This is a genomic window from Aminobacter sp. HY435, assembly GCF_027568395.1.
Taxonomy (GTDB): Bacteria; Pseudomonadota; Alphaproteobacteria; order Rhizobiales; family Rhizobiaceae; genus Aminobacter.
In genome coordinates this window covers 276,389-290,876 of sequence record NZ_JANKZL010000007.1, presented here as the reverse complement: position 1 = coordinate 290,876, position 14,488 = coordinate 276,389, and the positions used below count along the sequence as shown (strand labels likewise).

The 14,488-nt window shown below is 60.0% G+C and carries 14 protein-coding genes; 2 read left to right on the top strand and 12 right to left on the bottom strand.

Annotated elements, in window-relative coordinates; translation table 11 throughout:
• From PCJ21_RS12695 to PCJ21_RS12665, 7 genes are all read right to left on the bottom strand, one after another.
• Window positions 1–931 (bottom strand): IS630 family transposase gene (locus PCJ21_RS12695; protein WP_442866007.1). Its coding sequence is split into 2 segments (ribosomal slippage), with 933 coding nucleotides annotated over them: window positions 1–616 and window positions 615–931; the frame shifts between segments, so codons are not numbered across the junction. This gene is flagged as partial in the annotation.
• 150 nt (window positions 932–1,081) lie between these two features.
• On the bottom strand, window positions 1,082–2,257 hold the full coding sequence (locus PCJ21_RS12690) for an LLM class flavin-dependent oxidoreductase (protein WP_269931779.1): 1,176 nt from the start codon (window positions 2,255–2,257) through the stop codon (window positions 1,082–1,084).
• A 128-nt stretch (window positions 2,258–2,385) separates the two neighbouring features.
• Window positions 2,386–3,375, bottom strand: a complete 990-nt coding sequence (locus PCJ21_RS12685; protein ID WP_269931763.1) for an AraC family transcriptional regulator — start codon at window positions 3,373–3,375, stop codon at window positions 2,386–2,388.
• Window positions 3,376–3,400: 25 nt separating this feature from the next.
• On the bottom strand, window positions 3,401–3,808 hold the full coding sequence (locus tag PCJ21_RS12680; RefSeq protein ID WP_269931762.1) for a RidA family protein: 408 nt from the start codon (window positions 3,806–3,808) through the stop codon (window positions 3,401–3,403).
• A gap of 278 nt (window positions 3,809–4,086) precedes the next feature.
• Window positions 4,087–4,641 carry a flavin reductase family protein gene (locus PCJ21_RS12675; RefSeq protein WP_269931761.1) on the bottom strand — a complete coding sequence of 185 codons (555 nt, stop codon included), beginning with the start codon at window positions 4,639–4,641 and terminating at the stop codon, window positions 4,087–4,089.
• Window positions 4,638–5,144 carry an NADPH-dependent FMN reductase gene (locus PCJ21_RS12670; RefSeq protein WP_269931760.1) on the bottom strand — a complete coding sequence of 169 codons (507 nt, stop codon included), beginning with the start codon at window positions 5,142–5,144 and terminating at the stop codon, window positions 4,638–4,640. Before PCJ21_RS12670 ends, PCJ21_RS12675 begins: the two co-directional genes overlap by 4 nt.
• Window positions 5,145–5,360: 216 nt before the next feature.
• Window positions 5,361–6,617: an MFS transporter gene (locus PCJ21_RS12665; protein WP_269931759.1), complete on the bottom strand. Its 1,257-nt coding sequence runs from the start codon at window positions 6,615–6,617 to the stop codon at window positions 5,361–5,363.
• Window positions 6,618–7,569: 952 nt separating this feature from the next.
• Here PCJ21_RS12665 and PCJ21_RS12660 point away from each other — a divergent pair.
• Together PCJ21_RS12660 and PCJ21_RS12655 are read left to right on the top strand one after the other, a co-directional pair.
• The gene (locus PCJ21_RS12660; RefSeq protein WP_269931758.1) at window positions 7,570–8,094 is read left to right on the top strand and encodes a hypothetical protein; all 525 of its coding nucleotides are present in this window, start codon (window positions 7,570–7,572) and stop codon (window positions 8,092–8,094) included.
• A gap of 20 nt (window positions 8,095–8,114) precedes the next feature.
• Window positions 8,115–9,716: a GMC family oxidoreductase gene (locus PCJ21_RS12655; RefSeq protein ID WP_269931757.1), complete on the top strand. Its 1,602-nt coding sequence runs from the start codon at window positions 8,115–8,117 to the stop codon at window positions 9,714–9,716.
• Between the two features lie 122 nt (window positions 9,717–9,838).
• On the opposite strand, the gene PCJ21_RS12650 is transcribed toward PCJ21_RS12655, so the two are convergent.
• Genes PCJ21_RS12650 through PCJ21_RS12630 form a run of 5 tightly spaced genes read right to left on the bottom strand, consistent with a single transcriptional unit; the run spans window position 9,839 to window position 14,473 of the window.
• Window positions 9,839–10,918: a D-TA family PLP-dependent enzyme gene (locus PCJ21_RS12650; protein ID WP_269931756.1), complete on the bottom strand. Its 1,080-nt coding sequence runs from the start codon at window positions 10,916–10,918 to the stop codon at window positions 9,839–9,841.
• A gap of 14 nt (window positions 10,919–10,932) precedes the next feature.
• Window positions 10,933–11,625 (bottom strand): TetR/AcrR family transcriptional regulator, encoded by a 693-nt coding sequence (locus tag PCJ21_RS12645; RefSeq protein WP_269931755.1) that lies wholly within the window; start codon window positions 11,623–11,625, stop codon window positions 10,933–10,935.
• Window positions 11,619–12,698, bottom strand: coding sequence for an ABC transporter ATP-binding protein (locus PCJ21_RS12640; RefSeq protein WP_269931754.1), 1,080 nt, complete (start codon window positions 12,696–12,698; stop codon window positions 11,619–11,621). Before PCJ21_RS12640 ends, PCJ21_RS12645 begins: the two co-directional genes overlap by 7 nt.
• Before the next feature lie 10 nt (window positions 12,699–12,708).
• A complete protein-coding gene (locus PCJ21_RS12635; protein ID WP_269931753.1) occupies window positions 12,709–13,536 on the bottom strand; it encodes a carbohydrate ABC transporter permease in 828 nt (275 codons plus the stop codon).
• Window positions 13,529–14,473 (bottom strand): carbohydrate ABC transporter permease, encoded by a 945-nt coding sequence (locus tag PCJ21_RS12630; RefSeq protein WP_269931752.1) that lies wholly within the window; start codon window positions 14,471–14,473, stop codon window positions 13,529–13,531. Before PCJ21_RS12630 ends, PCJ21_RS12635 begins: the two co-directional genes overlap by 8 nt.
• Between the last annotated feature and the right edge of the window lie 15 nt (window positions 14,474–14,488).

Here is a 14,488-nt window from a genome sequence, read left to right as displayed (position 1 = left end):
GGCGGCTTTGAAGTAGTTCTGGCATTCGGTTGGCGGGTAGAGTGTGCAGATGTCGCCGATCGCCTGCCAAAGGCCGTCGATGGTTCGAATGGCGCGTGCCCTGAGCTGGGACTTCAACTTGGAGAAGGCCATCTCGATCGGATTGAGATCGGGGCTGTAAGGCGGCAGGAACAGCATCCATGCACCGCGGGCCTTGATGGCCGCCTCTGCCTTTGGGCTCTTGTGGGCGGAGAGGTTATCGAGGATGACGACGTCGCCTTTCAACAGTGTCGGTGCGAGTTGGGTCTCGACATAGGCCTCGAAGATGCGCCGGTTCATCGGCCTGTCGACGACGAAGGGGGCGGTCAGGCCGAAGCATCTGAGGGCGGCGATGAAGGTCTGGGTCTTCCAGTGCCCGAACGGCGCCTTGGAGCGCAGCCGCTGGCCCTTGGGACATCTGCCGCGCAGACGCGTCATCTTTGTAGTGGTTCCGGTCTCGTCGATGAACACCAGGCGATGGGGTTCAAGCCGCATCCTTGGCTGGCGGGCGGCCCACTCCTGGCGCGCGGCGGCGACGTCGGGGCGGTCCTGCTCGCTGGCCAGTAGCGTTTTTTTTGAAGCGGTAGCCGTTGCGGATCAGCCAGCGCGAGATCGACGACGGCGCCACCACCGTGCCCCGCCCGGCCAGTTCGGCCGCCAGCTCCGGCATGGTGATGTCGTCTGTCTCGGCCACCCGGCGCATCAGGAAGTCCCGGTACGGATCGAGCTTGGAATAGCGCCAGCCGCCCTCCGGCTTCGCCTCGAGGCTGCCAGTCCGCCGAAACGCCGCCATCAGCTTCACGGCGAACGATACCGAAACTCCGAAATGCGCCGCAGCCGCATGGCACGACCCGCCGCATTCCACAAACCGCGCAACACGCTCACGAAGATCAAGCGAATAGGAACGGGTCATCGCAAATCACCTCCAACCGAAGTGAATCACGAAATCCAGTTCTCAGGAATCCCATTCGATTCAATCAGAACGCTCGCCGCTCTAGCCTAATTATCGGGGAAAACCATCCGTCTGCATCTGCCAATCGAGACTTCGGCAACCAGGTCTTGGCTAGCCAGCTTTGGAGTTGGCGCCGACGCTGCACTCGATCCCGTATTCGGCAAGCAGCGGCAGGGTACGCCTGCCGATCTGGTTCAGGTGGCTGATGTAATCGGGCACGACCAGCAGAATGCCATCGAGGTCGGCGTTCTGAACCTGCGTCGCGATCTTGCGGGCGAGCGTCCCGTAGGAGCCGATGAACGCTCCCGGCATCACCGATCGATATTGCGCGCCGCCGAGCGGCGCCAGAGACGAGCTGCTCATCTCCTTGAAGCCCTTGACGTTTTTCTCGTAACCGCGAGCGAGATCGGCAAGACCTTCGAGATCGACGCCCGCCTCGAGGTGATCCATCAGGGCCTGCGCCTCGGCGTCGGTTTCGCCCGGGATGAGCGTCATCAGGCCATAGACCTTGAAGTCGGGCTTGTTCAGTTCCTGGGCGATCGATTTGGCCTGTTTCGCCGAGTTTTCGAAACCGGACTCGGAGCCGCTCATGAGGAACGCGACGTCGCAATTGGCAACCGCAAATCGCAGCCCCCGCGTCGACGCACCGGCATTGACCAGCGTCGGCATCTTGGACGGCCGCGGGCTCAAAATGCCGTCGTCCATCTTGAAGAAGCGGCCTTCATGGTTCACCCGTTCCTCGGTCCAGAATTTCTTGACGACCTTGATCCACTCGTCGGCGACGTCATAGCGGTCGTCATGTGAGAGCGTGTCGTCCCACAGCCCGAGCGGATAGAAGCTCGATTGATGTCCGCCGGTGACGATGTTCATGCCGACGCGCCCCTCCCCGATCTCCGACAGCGAGGCCACGATCTTGGCGATGGCCGCGGGCGGATAGACGTTGGTGTGGGTGGTGCACCAGACCTTGATGCGGTCTGTCGCCTGGAGCAGGCCGCCGGTCGCGGCGATCGACTCCACCGTGTCGCCCCAGAAGCGGGTTGGGCCCTGCGCGCCGCGCCAGTTCTGGGGGCTGAGCACAAAGTCAAAGCCGAGAAACTCAGCAAGGCGTGCCACCTCAAGGGCGTGCTTGTAAGAGCCGGGGCTATACGGAGCATTGGCGGAGTGAACCCAGCCGTGTCTCACCGTCGGCAGAAACACTCCCGCTTCGATCTTCTTTGTCATGATACGTTCCACTCTTTTTGATTTAGCTGATAGGTATTCGAGGGCGTATTCACGACTATGCTGCATGAACAAATCGACTGACTATCCAGTTTTCATTGAGTATTTATCCACTCGGAGATGCCCCAAGAGATTAGGGACCCAAAGCGGGATCTTACCGCGCAAAGGTGGATTTTCGATTGGGAAAGGCGGCCATTTCAACGGACGGGTCTGTCGATCAGGGCTCGTGCGACTGTCTCCTTCGGGCTTTCGCCAAAGGCTTCTTTGTAGTCGATCGAGAACCGACCGAAGTGGTTGAAACCAACGTCCAGCACGACCGTAGAGATCTTCCGAACTGGACCCGGACACATCAACAACTCCCGAGCCCGCTCAAGGCGGATCTGCTTGAGATACCCCATGGGTGATTGTCCAACGTGCTCTCTGAACTGCGTACCGAGACGCGAGGCATTTAGACCTGCCGCGCGCTGCAAGTGACCAAGAGTGAGGGGTTCGGCATAGTTCTGTTCGACGAACGCCTTCGCCCTCTCAATGGAGGGAGGAAGAGCCGTCGACACCGCCTGGTCGATCTGGTCCTTCATGTTACTGTCTTGCGTAAGCAAGAGAGAGCGGATCAGCCCTCGCTCGAGCTCGGGTCCGATCCCTGGCAGGGTGAAAATACTCTGATCCCGGGCCAGCTCTCGCAGGTAAACTCGGACGCTGCGCCACCAGGAGGCAGACAATCCGCCCATGCCAGTCATTTCAAGGGCAAAGACTGGCAACTTGCCTCTCTTGCTGCCAAGCAGACGGCGCAGCTCGAGCTCGACCGTGCTGCGATGAATGGTAACGAGAAGGAAGCGACAGCCTTCGCTCACCTCGATCGAACCTTGTTGGCCGGGCGACAGGATGAAGGCACGCCCGTCGGAAAAATGGCTCTCGTGTTTGCCAGCAACGACAGTCTGCCTGCCCTTAAGCGGTAGACTGAGACTATAGTTTTCGTAGTCGCTGTTCAGCTGAACGGAAACGTTTGAGTTGTATTGCAGGTGACCGAACGAGCCGTTGCCCGCGGAGGTCACACTTCCCTGAAAGCTGAAATTGAACTTGTCTGGCGCCAGCACACGGAAAGCGTGCTGGCCGCAGAAGCTTTCCAGAAACCGGTACGCCTTGTCGGGGCTCTTTTCGCAGTAACTGACAAGTCTCTGCGCGGACATCGTTCTCCCTCGACCATAACCATGTTCACGGGAACTGGCGGCTTCGCCAGCCGGCGTCTTTGCCCGCAGGGCGGAAGATCAGCGCGTTGACCGCAACACCGGTGCTGGCAGGTCGGTAGTCACCGAAATACTCGGCACGGACTTTCCAGTATTCCTTGGTCACGTCCGTGGTGAGCGGACAGGCATAGTAGGTGGTCATCTTCACGATATCGGACGTCGCAGCGCCCTCTCGCTTGAGGATCGCCTTGATGTTCTCGAAGCACTGCCTGGCCTGAGCGATCACGTCGCCTTCCCCCACGACTTCGCCGTTCGCACCAAGAGCGATCTGCCCGGAGAGATACAGGGTATTGCCCGCGCGTACGGCCGGAGCCGGCGGCATGTCCTTCTCCCACTCCCATTCCGTTGCTACGGACTTGATGTGACGCGCGCTCATTCCGATCCTCCGAGTTTCCGGTCGACTGCTCATGTCTGCGTTGACCGGGTTAAGCATGGCCGCATTTGAGCGCAGTCCCCTGAAGCGGCCTATCCGGTTTTCCATCTCGTTCTGTCCAAGAATGTTCGGCCTGTTCGAAGTGCGCCATCAAGGCAGCGCTTCCTGACGAGTTCATGCCCTGCGAACGCAACAAAAACGCCGCCCGATGCAGAAGCGTCAGGCGGCGAGACATGTCCTGGGAGGACACGGGGAGACTTCGGTGTTCTTGTAGCGTGGGCCTAGCTGTCGGAAGGCACTTTCTGCAGGCTGCGAAACGCGCTTCCATGGAAGACGAGTGGTTCCTCCTGCGGGCGGATGGTCAGAGCATCGACCCGCAACAAGACGATGCCGTGGTCCCCGGCGGGCACCACTGCCTCAATGGCGCAGTCGAGCCAGGCCGTGGCGCCATCGACAAAAACGGCGCCTTCCGGACTGTACGAAAGGCCGAGCTGATCGAATTTGTCTTCCGCTCTGGAGGCGAGACGGCGGACACTCTCATTGTGACGATCGCCGAGAACGCTAATCCCGACCCGCGGCAAATCCTTGAGAGAGGCCCATGTCTGCGAGGTCCATTGTACGCAGAAGGCGACCAAGGGCGGGTCGATCGAGACGGCGACGAAGCTGCTTGCCACCAGGCAAATCGGCTCGTTGTTGCAAACCGCGCTTACCGCGACCACTCCAGATGGAAAGCAGCCATACGCACGTTTGAGCAGTTTGATCTCTTCGTCAGTTCCTTGAAGGGGTTGGAAGGGCGGATCAGGAGTTAGATTGGTTTCGAGATAGCGAGACATCATCGTGCCCTCCACCCAAGGACCGCATTGGACAGTACATGCCCCCAAGCCTCGGCATACTTCCCAATCTGGATACCGTCTTCGTAGGTCTTGTCCGAAAGATACAGGCCTGGTGCCGGGCATGTTGCCCTCAGTTCGACAAGCAACGGCTTAAGGAGCAGATCAGGTGCCATGCCATGGGCAGGTCCAGCGCCGAGCATCAGCGGCACGGCGACAACGCCACGCAGGCCGTCACCTGTGGCGAACTGGTCGAGGAAGAGCTTCAACAGGCCGCTGTAAGTAGCCTTGAAGGTTGGACTTGCCACTATGACCAGTTCAGCGTTTGAGGTGGCCTGCACGGCCCTTGTGACACCCGGATCCTCCCACCCCAACAGGCCGGCCCCCAATTCGACGACATCGATGATCTGGTCCGGCTGGTGTCCGGTCAGCGCCGTCGCAAGCAACGTTGCGGCATGTGCTGTCCGCGATCCTGGTTTTGGATTTCCAACTACGACAACCGTAGACATTCTACCTCCCGTATTTGACTAGAGCCTTTTCCGCCAAGTGTCGGAAGGAGACTGAGATCGCGAACGGTGGGATGGGCAGATCCGGCGCATTGCCAACTTGCCTTTACCGCCGACCGCGACCTCGAATGACAGTCAGTTTGAAGATGACGCGGTAGCCGAGCTATCCAGTTATCTCAGCAACCTTGTACATATCTGGGCCTCCGCCGAGTGGTCGGCTCAGTTGCGGAGCACCTTTGCGGCCTCTCCTCCATGCCGGACATGGAGGGGCGATGTCTCGCGTAGGGACAAGACAACCAACGCCCCGAGCACCAATGCACCCAACGCAAGATGCATGACGTACTGGATGCCGTAGTGCTGGGCGACGTAGCCAGCGATGGCAGGCGCAATCCCGCCGCCAAATACTTCACCGACACCAATAACTATTCCCGATGCGCTGGACATCAGCTTCGCCGGCACCGCCTCCACGCTCAGCGGGCCTGTCGTCATCGCGATCAATCCAAAGAAAAACAAGGTGACCAGGAGCCAGATGAAGAGCTGCATTGCGTCCGGCCCGGTGGACATCAGCATCCACATCGCGCCCACTGCACCGATGCTGGCTATGACAACAACGGGCTTGCGGCCGAGACGATCCGAAAGCGTCGGCATCAGGAATGTCCCGAACATTCCACCGAAACCGATGGCCGAGAGCACAAATCCCATCTGCGTGATGTTGAGGTGGAGATAGTCGGTGAGGTAGCTCGGAAACAGTGCGCTCAGGACGATCAGGCACGTGAGCCAGCACAACATGGTCACGATGTTGCGGGGAATGTTGTGGTAGCGCAAGACATCCGACCATTTGTGATCTGACACGTCGGCGACCGACGTATGGCTTGCTGCAACCGATGGCTTGGTGTCACGCAGCACCCTGTACATCAGGAAGGCTACGATCAACCCTGGCAAGGACACCATGGCGAATATCCAGTGCCAATCCACCACGCCGAGCAACTGCGTGACCACGATCGGCGCGACACCGAGTCCGAACAACGGGAAGGCCGTCTGTTGAAGCCCGATGTTCAGTCCGTGGCGGCTCGGCTTTGACGCTTCGAGCGTCGCAACGATACTGGCTGGCGTATACGCACCTTCTGCAAATCCCATCAGCCTGCGGATCAGCATCAGGCTGAAGACCCCTGTCGCCGCGCCGCTCAATCCGGCCAACAGTGAAAAGATGATCAGCGCCGGAATGATGACCCGTCGATGCCCGATCCGGTCCGACAGGTTTCCCATGAATATCGCCGAAATGCCCCACGTAACGGCCAGAACTCCAGTGATGTGGCCGAGATCCTGGTAATCAAGATCCAAATCCTTCATCATCACCGGAAACAGCGGCATGATCATAAAACGATCAACGCCAACCAGAGCAAAGCCGCACGCCAGCAGCGCCACGGCCTTCCATTCATATTTCGGATCCCACGCAGGGCTGCCGCTTTGGTTCACTATGCTTCTCTCCGCTCGGGTTCCACGAGACCTCACGGAAGGCAATTTCCTCCTTTGCACTATCCGCAATCCTGGGGATTTTTGTCCAAGTCCAGATGGGCTGATCTGCGAGCCAACGGAACAAACGCGAGTGATACGACCGCGTTCCGACAAATTTTGCGGATATGTGTGGCTTATCGAGTGCGCTGCGGGACCGGCATGCCAAGCTCCGCAGCAGGTGCATGCGGCATACTGAGATGCGACAATTGCGCCAAAAATACTCCGCCGTCCAACGGAGGTAAACTTTGCCAAGCGTCGCAGGACAGGACATCGCCAAGAGCAGCAGTGGGTGCTTGACGTCGCCCGCAGATCTGGGCACACAGGTGATGCACAAATTGTGGCAAGGCCACTTCGAAAGAACGATTTTCTCAGCAAGATCAAATGTCTAGCTGGGATGCGGTGTTTATTTGGCTGGGAATCCAGGTTCCCCAGCCATTACTCCCTTCATCAACAAAAACAGCTACTTAGCTGAAGCGATGTTCGCAAGCGGAACATTTTTTCGGGTCATAATTCGGAACTCGGGCGGCGGCTAGGTCGTCTTGCGCGCCCCTGCCAAGAAACGCGGTTCCAGAACTCAACGGCCTCAGTTCGGGACTGTTGTTCGCGGTCCACGAGGTCCAGGGCGTGGCCCGCGACCGCGATTCTCGCCGGATCAAGCGGAAAAGCCAGGTGATACCCCCGTCGGTGAGCGCCTGCCGGAACCAGCGCTGTCGTATGCCGGTACCATCAACGCAAGACATCTACAAAATTATTGACTGACCAGTCAGTCTGCGTAATGTGGAGCCACACGAGCCGTCGGGTCGGTGCTCCTTCCATTTCACATTGACCTATCGACCCTACGATTTGCGCGCTTTCCTTCCTGGTACAACCACGCCCCGACGATTGCACGGCCACAGCAAGCAAAGGTCTCAGAATGCAGCCAAATACCTTGCCCATTGCGAACGAGACCATACTTAGGCACCTGGTGGATGAGCTTGTTCCAGGCGACGGTCGCTGGCCCTCAGCCTCCGAGGTCGGCGTCCACGGCGTGGTGATGTTGCGCCTGTTTGGCGATCAACCCTCCAGCGCCATCGAACAATTGGCTTTAGCGCTCGATTGTGGCTCGGACGGCCTGCTGAACGCCGCTTCGGAACGCCGCATCTCGGCTGTCCGACAGTTTGAAGCTGCAAACCCTGTCTTGTTCGAGAAAATCTACACCGCAGCGGTACTCGCCTATTACGAGATGCCGGGCGTAGTGGAGGCGATCAGGGCCGGGGGTCGACCATACTCCACATTCCCCCATGCAGACGGATACCCGATGCCGGCCTTTGACCTTGAACACGATACGCCGACCCACGGCCGCGGACGCTATCTGCGGACCGAAGACGTCGTGCCCCTGGACGTGTCGTCGATCGACCTTGGTTCAGCAACAACCGAACGTTGGGGGATGGAGCGATGAGCCGGCAGCGTATCTGCGACGTGCTGATCGTCGGCGCCGGTGCGACAGGGTCGCTCGCCGCGCTCGTCTTCGCGCAGGCCGGGCTCGATGTGGTCTGCCTGGAGCAAGGATCCTGGGTAAAGGCTGACGATCGGCCGCACGGACATGCGGACTGGTCTTGGCAGAGACGCACCAGATGGAACCCCGACGTCAACAAACGCGACCACGCCGACGATTTTCCTGTCGAGTCCAACTCATCGCAGGTCCTGATGTGGAACGCCGTTGGCGGGTCGACCAACGCTTATGGCGGGCTATGGCCCCGCTACCGCCCGTCGGACTTCAGGAAGGGCACCGAACACGGCCTTCAGCCCGACTGGCCCATCACCTATGAGGACGTCTCCCCCTTCTATGAGCTTGCGGATCAGGTCGTAGGCGTCTCGGGGCTGGCCGGCGACCCGGCAATGCCACCGCGAGAGCGCTGCCCAACCCGACCGCTGCCTGTATCCGACGTCGCCCGGCGGCTTTCGGCCGGTTTTGACAGACTTGATTGGCACTGGTGGCCCGTCGAGGCATCAGTCATCTCCGAAGACTATGACGACCGCCCTGCCTGCAACAACTGCGGCGTTTGCAATGGCTGCCCGCGCAGCTCAATGAACGAATACGCGACATCGATCTGGCCCAAGGCATTGCGTGCGGGGTGTGAACTGCGAACCCATGCCCGCGTCCTCAAGATCGAGAAGGGAGCGGATGGCCGCGCAACCGGTGCCTACTACAAAGATCGCAACTCCGGCCAGGTCCTGTTCCAGAAGGCGCGGATTGTTGTCGTGGCGGCCAACGGCGTTGGCACGCCGCGCCTCCTGCTGGCCTCCGACAACCTGGCCAACGGCAACGACCAGGTCGGCCGCAACCTGCTGCACCACACGCTGGTGGCGTCCGAAATGTGGGTCGACCGCCCGGTCGACGGCCACATCGGCTATGCCGCCTCGCTGATCAGTCGCGAATTCGCGGAAACCGACCTGTCGCGCGGCTTCGTCAACGGCTTCAACCTCAACTGCATCACTTCAACCCCCTCTGCCGGGGAGTTGGCAGCCGGATGGTTCTCGTCGGCCCGCGCGCCCTGGGGATCCGGGCACCATCGATGGTTCGAAAATCATTTCGGCCATTCCATCGGGGTCTTTGCCATCGGCGATGATCTTCCCAATCCCGAAAATCGCGTCACGCTGGACATCAGGACGGATTCGGACGGAATGCCCGGAGCCAGGCTGCATTACGCGCCCGGTGAGAACGACAAGCGCATGATGAACTACATGCTGGATCGGCTGAAGGATCTCGCGCAGGCATGCGATGCCGTCGAGTATCGCCTGCAGGATTACCGCGACGAAAATGGGGTCTACCGGACGCCCGCCTGGCATATGCTGGGCACATGCCGGATGGGCAAGGATCCGGAAACCTCCGTGGTGAACGGCTGGAACCAGAGTTGGGAGGTGCCCAACCTGTTCATCATCGACGGGAGCGTCCTTGCAACCGGCGGCACCGTGAATCCGACGCCGACGATATCCGCGCTGGCCTTACGGTCCGCGACCTACATACGCGACAACTTCGCCGCCTTGTCCAAGGCCACAAGTGTTCCGTCAATGGCATGATTGCCGAGCGGAGCGAGCAGTCTCCGTGACGCTCGCTCCGTCTCAACTACAAGAAAACGTGGGCCACATCCCTCAATAGTGGCCCACTCAACCGGGACGCAGACCGGTTCCGTCCAGCGAACTCAGGTGATCCGGCCGCGCGCTGCCACCGGCTCGGCCCGGACGTAATACTCTCCCCTGACGAGATGCACGCAATCGACCATGTTGCTGACGACACAGGCATGGTTGGGGATGATGCGCAGGAATTCCCCCACCGAAGGCATCTGCTCGCCGCCATATTCGATCCGTCCGTGCTCTTCGTTGAGCGAAATGACCGAGCTGTCGGGGCGGTCCAGAACCAGGCCATGGCCGCTCATGCCGAAGAGATCGGACGTCAGGACCTTTGTGCCGGCATCGATGATCGCGCGGCCGCGCGCGGGCGAACTGATGACGGTGGTCAGCACCGTCAGCGCGCAATCCTCTGGCCCGCAAGCACCTGAAGTGACAAGCGAGCGATCATTGTAGATGTAGCTGCCCGGCCTGTACTCGGTCAGGCTGGCGTGATGCTTCATTGCATAGAGGTCGGGGGTTCCGCCGCTCGACACGACTTCAGCTTCGATCCCCGCGGAACGAATGAGGCAAGCAACACGCTCCAGCCATTCGCCGGCCGCATTGCCCTGGCCGGGAGCCGGGTAGGTCATCACGCCAGCGAAACGCAAGCCTGGGGAGCTGGAGATCTGCCTTGCCAGTTCGAGCGCATCCTCCGGCGTCAGGACGCCGCACCGCTGCATGCCGGTGTCGCATTCCACCAGGACGCCGAGTTCACTTTTCCCGTCCGCGAATGCACGCGCAAGGCCATCAACGACTTCGGCACTATCGGCAACCACCGAAAGGTGGCACCGCTCGGCGAGACGCCTGAGCCGCCCAAGCTTGCGATCGCCGACAATGTTGTAGGAAATGAGGATGTCGTCGATCCCGGCATCGGCCATTACCTCGGCTTCGCCGATCTTCTGCGCCGTCACGCCGACCGCCCCCGCCGCCAATTGGGCGTACGCCAGTAGCGGCAATTTGTGCGTCTTGATGTGGGGCCGGACTGTGACGCCGAGCTTGTCACACTGCTCCTGGCAGCGCGTGATGTTCCGTTCGACGACATCCAGGTCGATCAGCACCGCGGGTGTTTCGACGACGTCGCGCCAGCGCAGCGGCCCGGCTTCCGGCAGCATCAGGGGCGTTTCGGTCATTCTTTTCCGTCCAAGGATTTGACGTTGCGCAGATAGTCGAGAACCATTTCGGTCATATGCTGGAGACGTACCTCTTCCGCACCCTGCCCCAGCAGATCGCGATTGAAGACCACGCCGAGGGTCCAGCGATTGGCCAGGAAGAAATAGCCCAGGCCGACGATCGAGATGTAGAGTTCGACGACATCGACATTCGACCGGAAAATGCCCTGCTCCTGACCGCGGCTGATCAGCTCGCTCAGGCGCCGCGATAGCGGCGTGAACATGTTGCGGATGCTCGCCGATTGCTCGAGATGCTGGGCCTTCATCAGGTTTTCGGAATTCACCAGCACGATGAATTCGGGATGATCGACGAAGTACCGGTATGTGTGCGCGATGAGTTCGCGGATGCCGGCTTCCGGTTCGAACTCGTCCAGAACCAGGGCCTCGTTCTGCGAGCGAAGCTCCTGATAGATATCTTCCAGGACTGCTACGAAAAGATCATCCTTCGAACTGAAGTAGTGATAGAGAACACCCTTGCTCATGCCCGTGCGAGTGGCGATCCGGTCCGTGCGGGCGCCGTCGTAGCCGTTCTCGGCAAATTCCTCGCGAGCTGCCTCGATGATCACGAGCCTGGTGCGCTCGGGGTCGCGCTTTCTTCCCTCAGCCGGCTTTGCTTCGCTGCCAGAGCCTCGATTACGCGTTGCTACCATTGGATACGCTCCTTGGTTTCGGCTGCGAAGAGGTGGAGGTTGGTCGGGTCGAAGGCGAGCCCGACACGCTCTCCTTGCACGAGATGCTGGCGGGTCCGGGACTGGACCGTCCACTTCTCGGATCCAACTGAAAGAATGACGTTCGTTTCACACCCGGTATGTTCGACGAGATCAACCGTTCCGGTGAGCCCGGCGCCCTCCGGAGAAACAACTTCCAGGTGTTGCGGACGCACCCCAGCCACAACCTCCTTGTGAGCCGACGGCGGGACGTTGGCAAGGTCGATCGGACCAGAGCCGGCATGGAATTCGAGCGTGGCTGATCCGTCTCCGGCCGAAAGCGTTGCGCTGCCCAGGTTGATCGTCGGCGAACCGAGGAACCCAGCGACGAAGACATTTGCCGGCTTGTCGAAGAGTTCAAGCGGCGTGCCCACCTGCTCGACCTTGCCGCGGTTCATCACCACGATCCGGTCGGCCATGGTCATCGCCTCGATCTGGTCGTGCGTGACATAGATCGACGTGGCGCCCAGCTGCTTGTGCAATTGGCGCAGCTCGATGCGCATGTGATGCCTTAGTTTCGCGTCGAGATTGCTCAGCGGTTCGTCGAAAAGGAAAGCCCGCGGCTCCCGTACCATCGCCCTGCCCATCGCGACGCGCTGACGCTGTCCCCCGGAAAGGGCACGCGGTTGGCGGTCAAGAAGGGCGTCGAGATGCAGCGTGTTGGCGACTTCGGCGACAGAACGACCAATATCGTCCTGGCTGGCGCCGCGCAGCTTCAGGGGAAAGCCGATGTTCTGCGCGGTCGTCATATGCGGATAGAGCGCATAGGTCTGAAACACCATCGCGAGATCACGCCGCTGCGGCCCAACGTCGTTAACGACCTCGCCATCAATGGCAATGGTGCCTCCCGAGATCGATTCCAGCCCTGCGATCATCCGCAGGAGCGTGGACTTGCCGCATCCGGACGGACCGACCAGGACGACGAATTCGCGATCCTCGATTGCGATACTGACGTCGTCGATGATCGTGACCGAGCCATATTGCTTGCGAATATTGGTGAGATTGATCGAAGCCACTCAGCTCCTCCTACTTGACCCCACCAAGCGCCATTCCCCCAATGAGGTAGCGCTGGATGGTTGCGAAGACGATTGCGACAGGCACCGACGCAAGTAACGTCGCGGCCATGATGAGATGCCATTCAATTTGATAGAGAGTGCCTGTCAGGAACGCGATCTGGACCGGCGCGGTCTGCTGGCTGACCTGGCGCAACAGCGTCAGCGACATTGCGTATTCGTTCCAGGAATTGACGAAGGTGAAGATTGCCGTGACGACAATTCCGGGAAGGCACAACGGCAGGAAGACGCGGACGAAGGCACTGAACCGGCCGGCGCCGTCGATCCACGCGGCCTCTTCGAGATCCTTCGGAATGGTCGCGAAATAGCTCTGCAGCATCCACACGGCAAACGCCATGAAGAAGGCGCTGTGCGCGATGATGACCGACAGCAGGCTGTTGACCAGGCCGAAATAGGCAAACATCCGGAACAGGCCAATGATCAGTACGATCGGCGAGATCATCTGGGTGATGAGCAGGTAGTTGGTCAGCGCGCCCTTGGCGGGAACCCGCATCCGGGTGAGCGCATAGGCGGCCGGTATCGCCACGGCGAGGGACAAAACGGTAGCCCCGACGCTGATGGCAAGTGAATTTGCCAATGCCCGTCCAAACCCCTTCTCGAAGATGAGTTCGGCAAAATTGCCCAGATAGAACTCGCGCGGCAGCCATGTCCGATGGAAGGTGAATATCTCGTCCTTCTGCTTCAGCGACGTCGACAGCATCGTCGCGTAGGGAAAAAGTACGACCACGAGGAAGGGCGAAAGCAGCGCCCAGCAAACGAGACTTTTCTTCGCCTTAGACATCGTTGCGCGCCCCCTGCGCTTTTGTCAGAAACAGATAGACGACGGCAAAGACCAGCAGCATCGCGAACATGACCACGGAACCGGCTGCTGCGTTGCCAAGCTTTCCGAAGGCGAAGGCCTGCTTGTAGACATAGGTAATCAGAATGTCGGTCCGGTTGGCGGGACCGCCATTGGTCATGATCCAGATGATCGGGAAGGAATTGAAAACATAGATGACGTTGAGGACGAGCGCGATCTGCATGAACGGCCAAAGCAGCGGCATCGTGATGTAGTAAAAGCTCCTGGTCGACGACGCGCCGTCGATGGCGGAGGCCTCATACAGGGACTCCGGGATGGACGTCAGCCCGCCGAGGAGGATCGTCACGGTGAACGGCACCGACACCAAAATTCCGACCAGTATCTCAAGTAGGAACGCCATCCTGGCGTCGGCCAACCACGGATAATTCTCGAACGGCAGGCCAAGTGCGGCCAAGGTCATGTTGAGCGTGCCGAAATCACCATTGACGACATAGCGCCAGACCACCGCCGTCATCGCCAGCGAGATGGCCCACGGCAGCAGCACGATCGTTCGGGCAATTGTCCGGCCGTAGAAATCCTCGTTGAGGATCAAAGCAATCGGCACCGAGATCAGCAGGGTTCCGCCCACGACGGCGACCGTCCAGACAAGGGTCTGGCGCGCAGCCTGCAGGAAAACCGGGTCGGCGAACGCCTTGGCAAAGTTGGCAAGGCCAGCAAACTCGCGGACAACGCCGGTGCGGCTTACGTCAAAGAGCGACATGCGGATCACGTCGAATATCGGATAGCCGATCACGGCGACCGAAAGCAGCAGACAAGGCGCAATCAGGATCAGCGCGAAGGCCGGACCCGGTAGCCCCGTCTTGCTCGGCCGGCCCGCGTTAACGCCCCGTCCTGGAGCGGTCTTCTCAATTGCCCGCATGCGCGCTTGACCTTT

Excerpts from the sequence above, each read along its gene's own strand:
- PCJ21_RS12690 (WP_269931779.1), bottom strand. The coding sequence starts at position 2,257 with ATGCAGCATAGTCGTGAATACGCCCTCGAATACCTATCAGCTAAATCA.
- PCJ21_RS12685 (WP_269931763.1), bottom strand. The coding sequence starts at position 3,375 with ATGTCCGCGCAGAGACTTGTCAGTTACTGCGAAAAGAGCCCCGACAAG.
- PCJ21_RS12680 (WP_269931762.1), bottom strand. The coding sequence starts at position 3,808 with ATGAGCGCGCGTCACATCAAGTCCGTAGCAACGGAATGGGAGTGGGAG.
- PCJ21_RS12675 (WP_269931761.1), bottom strand. The coding sequence starts at position 4,641 with ATGATGTCTCGCTATCTCGAAACCAATCTAACTCCTGATCCGCCCTTC.
- PCJ21_RS12670 (WP_269931760.1), bottom strand. The coding sequence starts at position 5,144 with ATGTCTACGGTTGTCGTAGTTGGAAATCCAAAACCAGGATCGCGGACA.
- PCJ21_RS12660 (WP_269931758.1), top strand. The coding sequence starts at position 7,570 with ATGCAGCCAAATACCTTGCCCATTGCGAACGAGACCATACTTAGGCAC.
- PCJ21_RS12650 (WP_269931756.1), bottom strand. The coding sequence starts at position 10,918 with ATGCTGCCGGAAGCCGGGCCGCTGCGCTGGCGCGACGTCGTCGAAACA.
- PCJ21_RS12645 (WP_269931755.1), bottom strand. The coding sequence starts at position 11,625 with ATGGTAGCAACGCGTAATCGAGGCTCTGGCAGCGAAGCAAAGCCGGCT.
- PCJ21_RS12635 (WP_269931753.1), bottom strand. The coding sequence starts at position 13,536 with ATGTCTAAGGCGAAGAAAAGTCTCGTTTGCTGGGCGCTGCTTTCGCCC.
- PCJ21_RS12630 (WP_269931752.1), bottom strand. The coding sequence starts at position 14,473 with ATGCGGGCAATTGAGAAGACCGCTCCAGGACGGGGCGTTAACGCGGGC.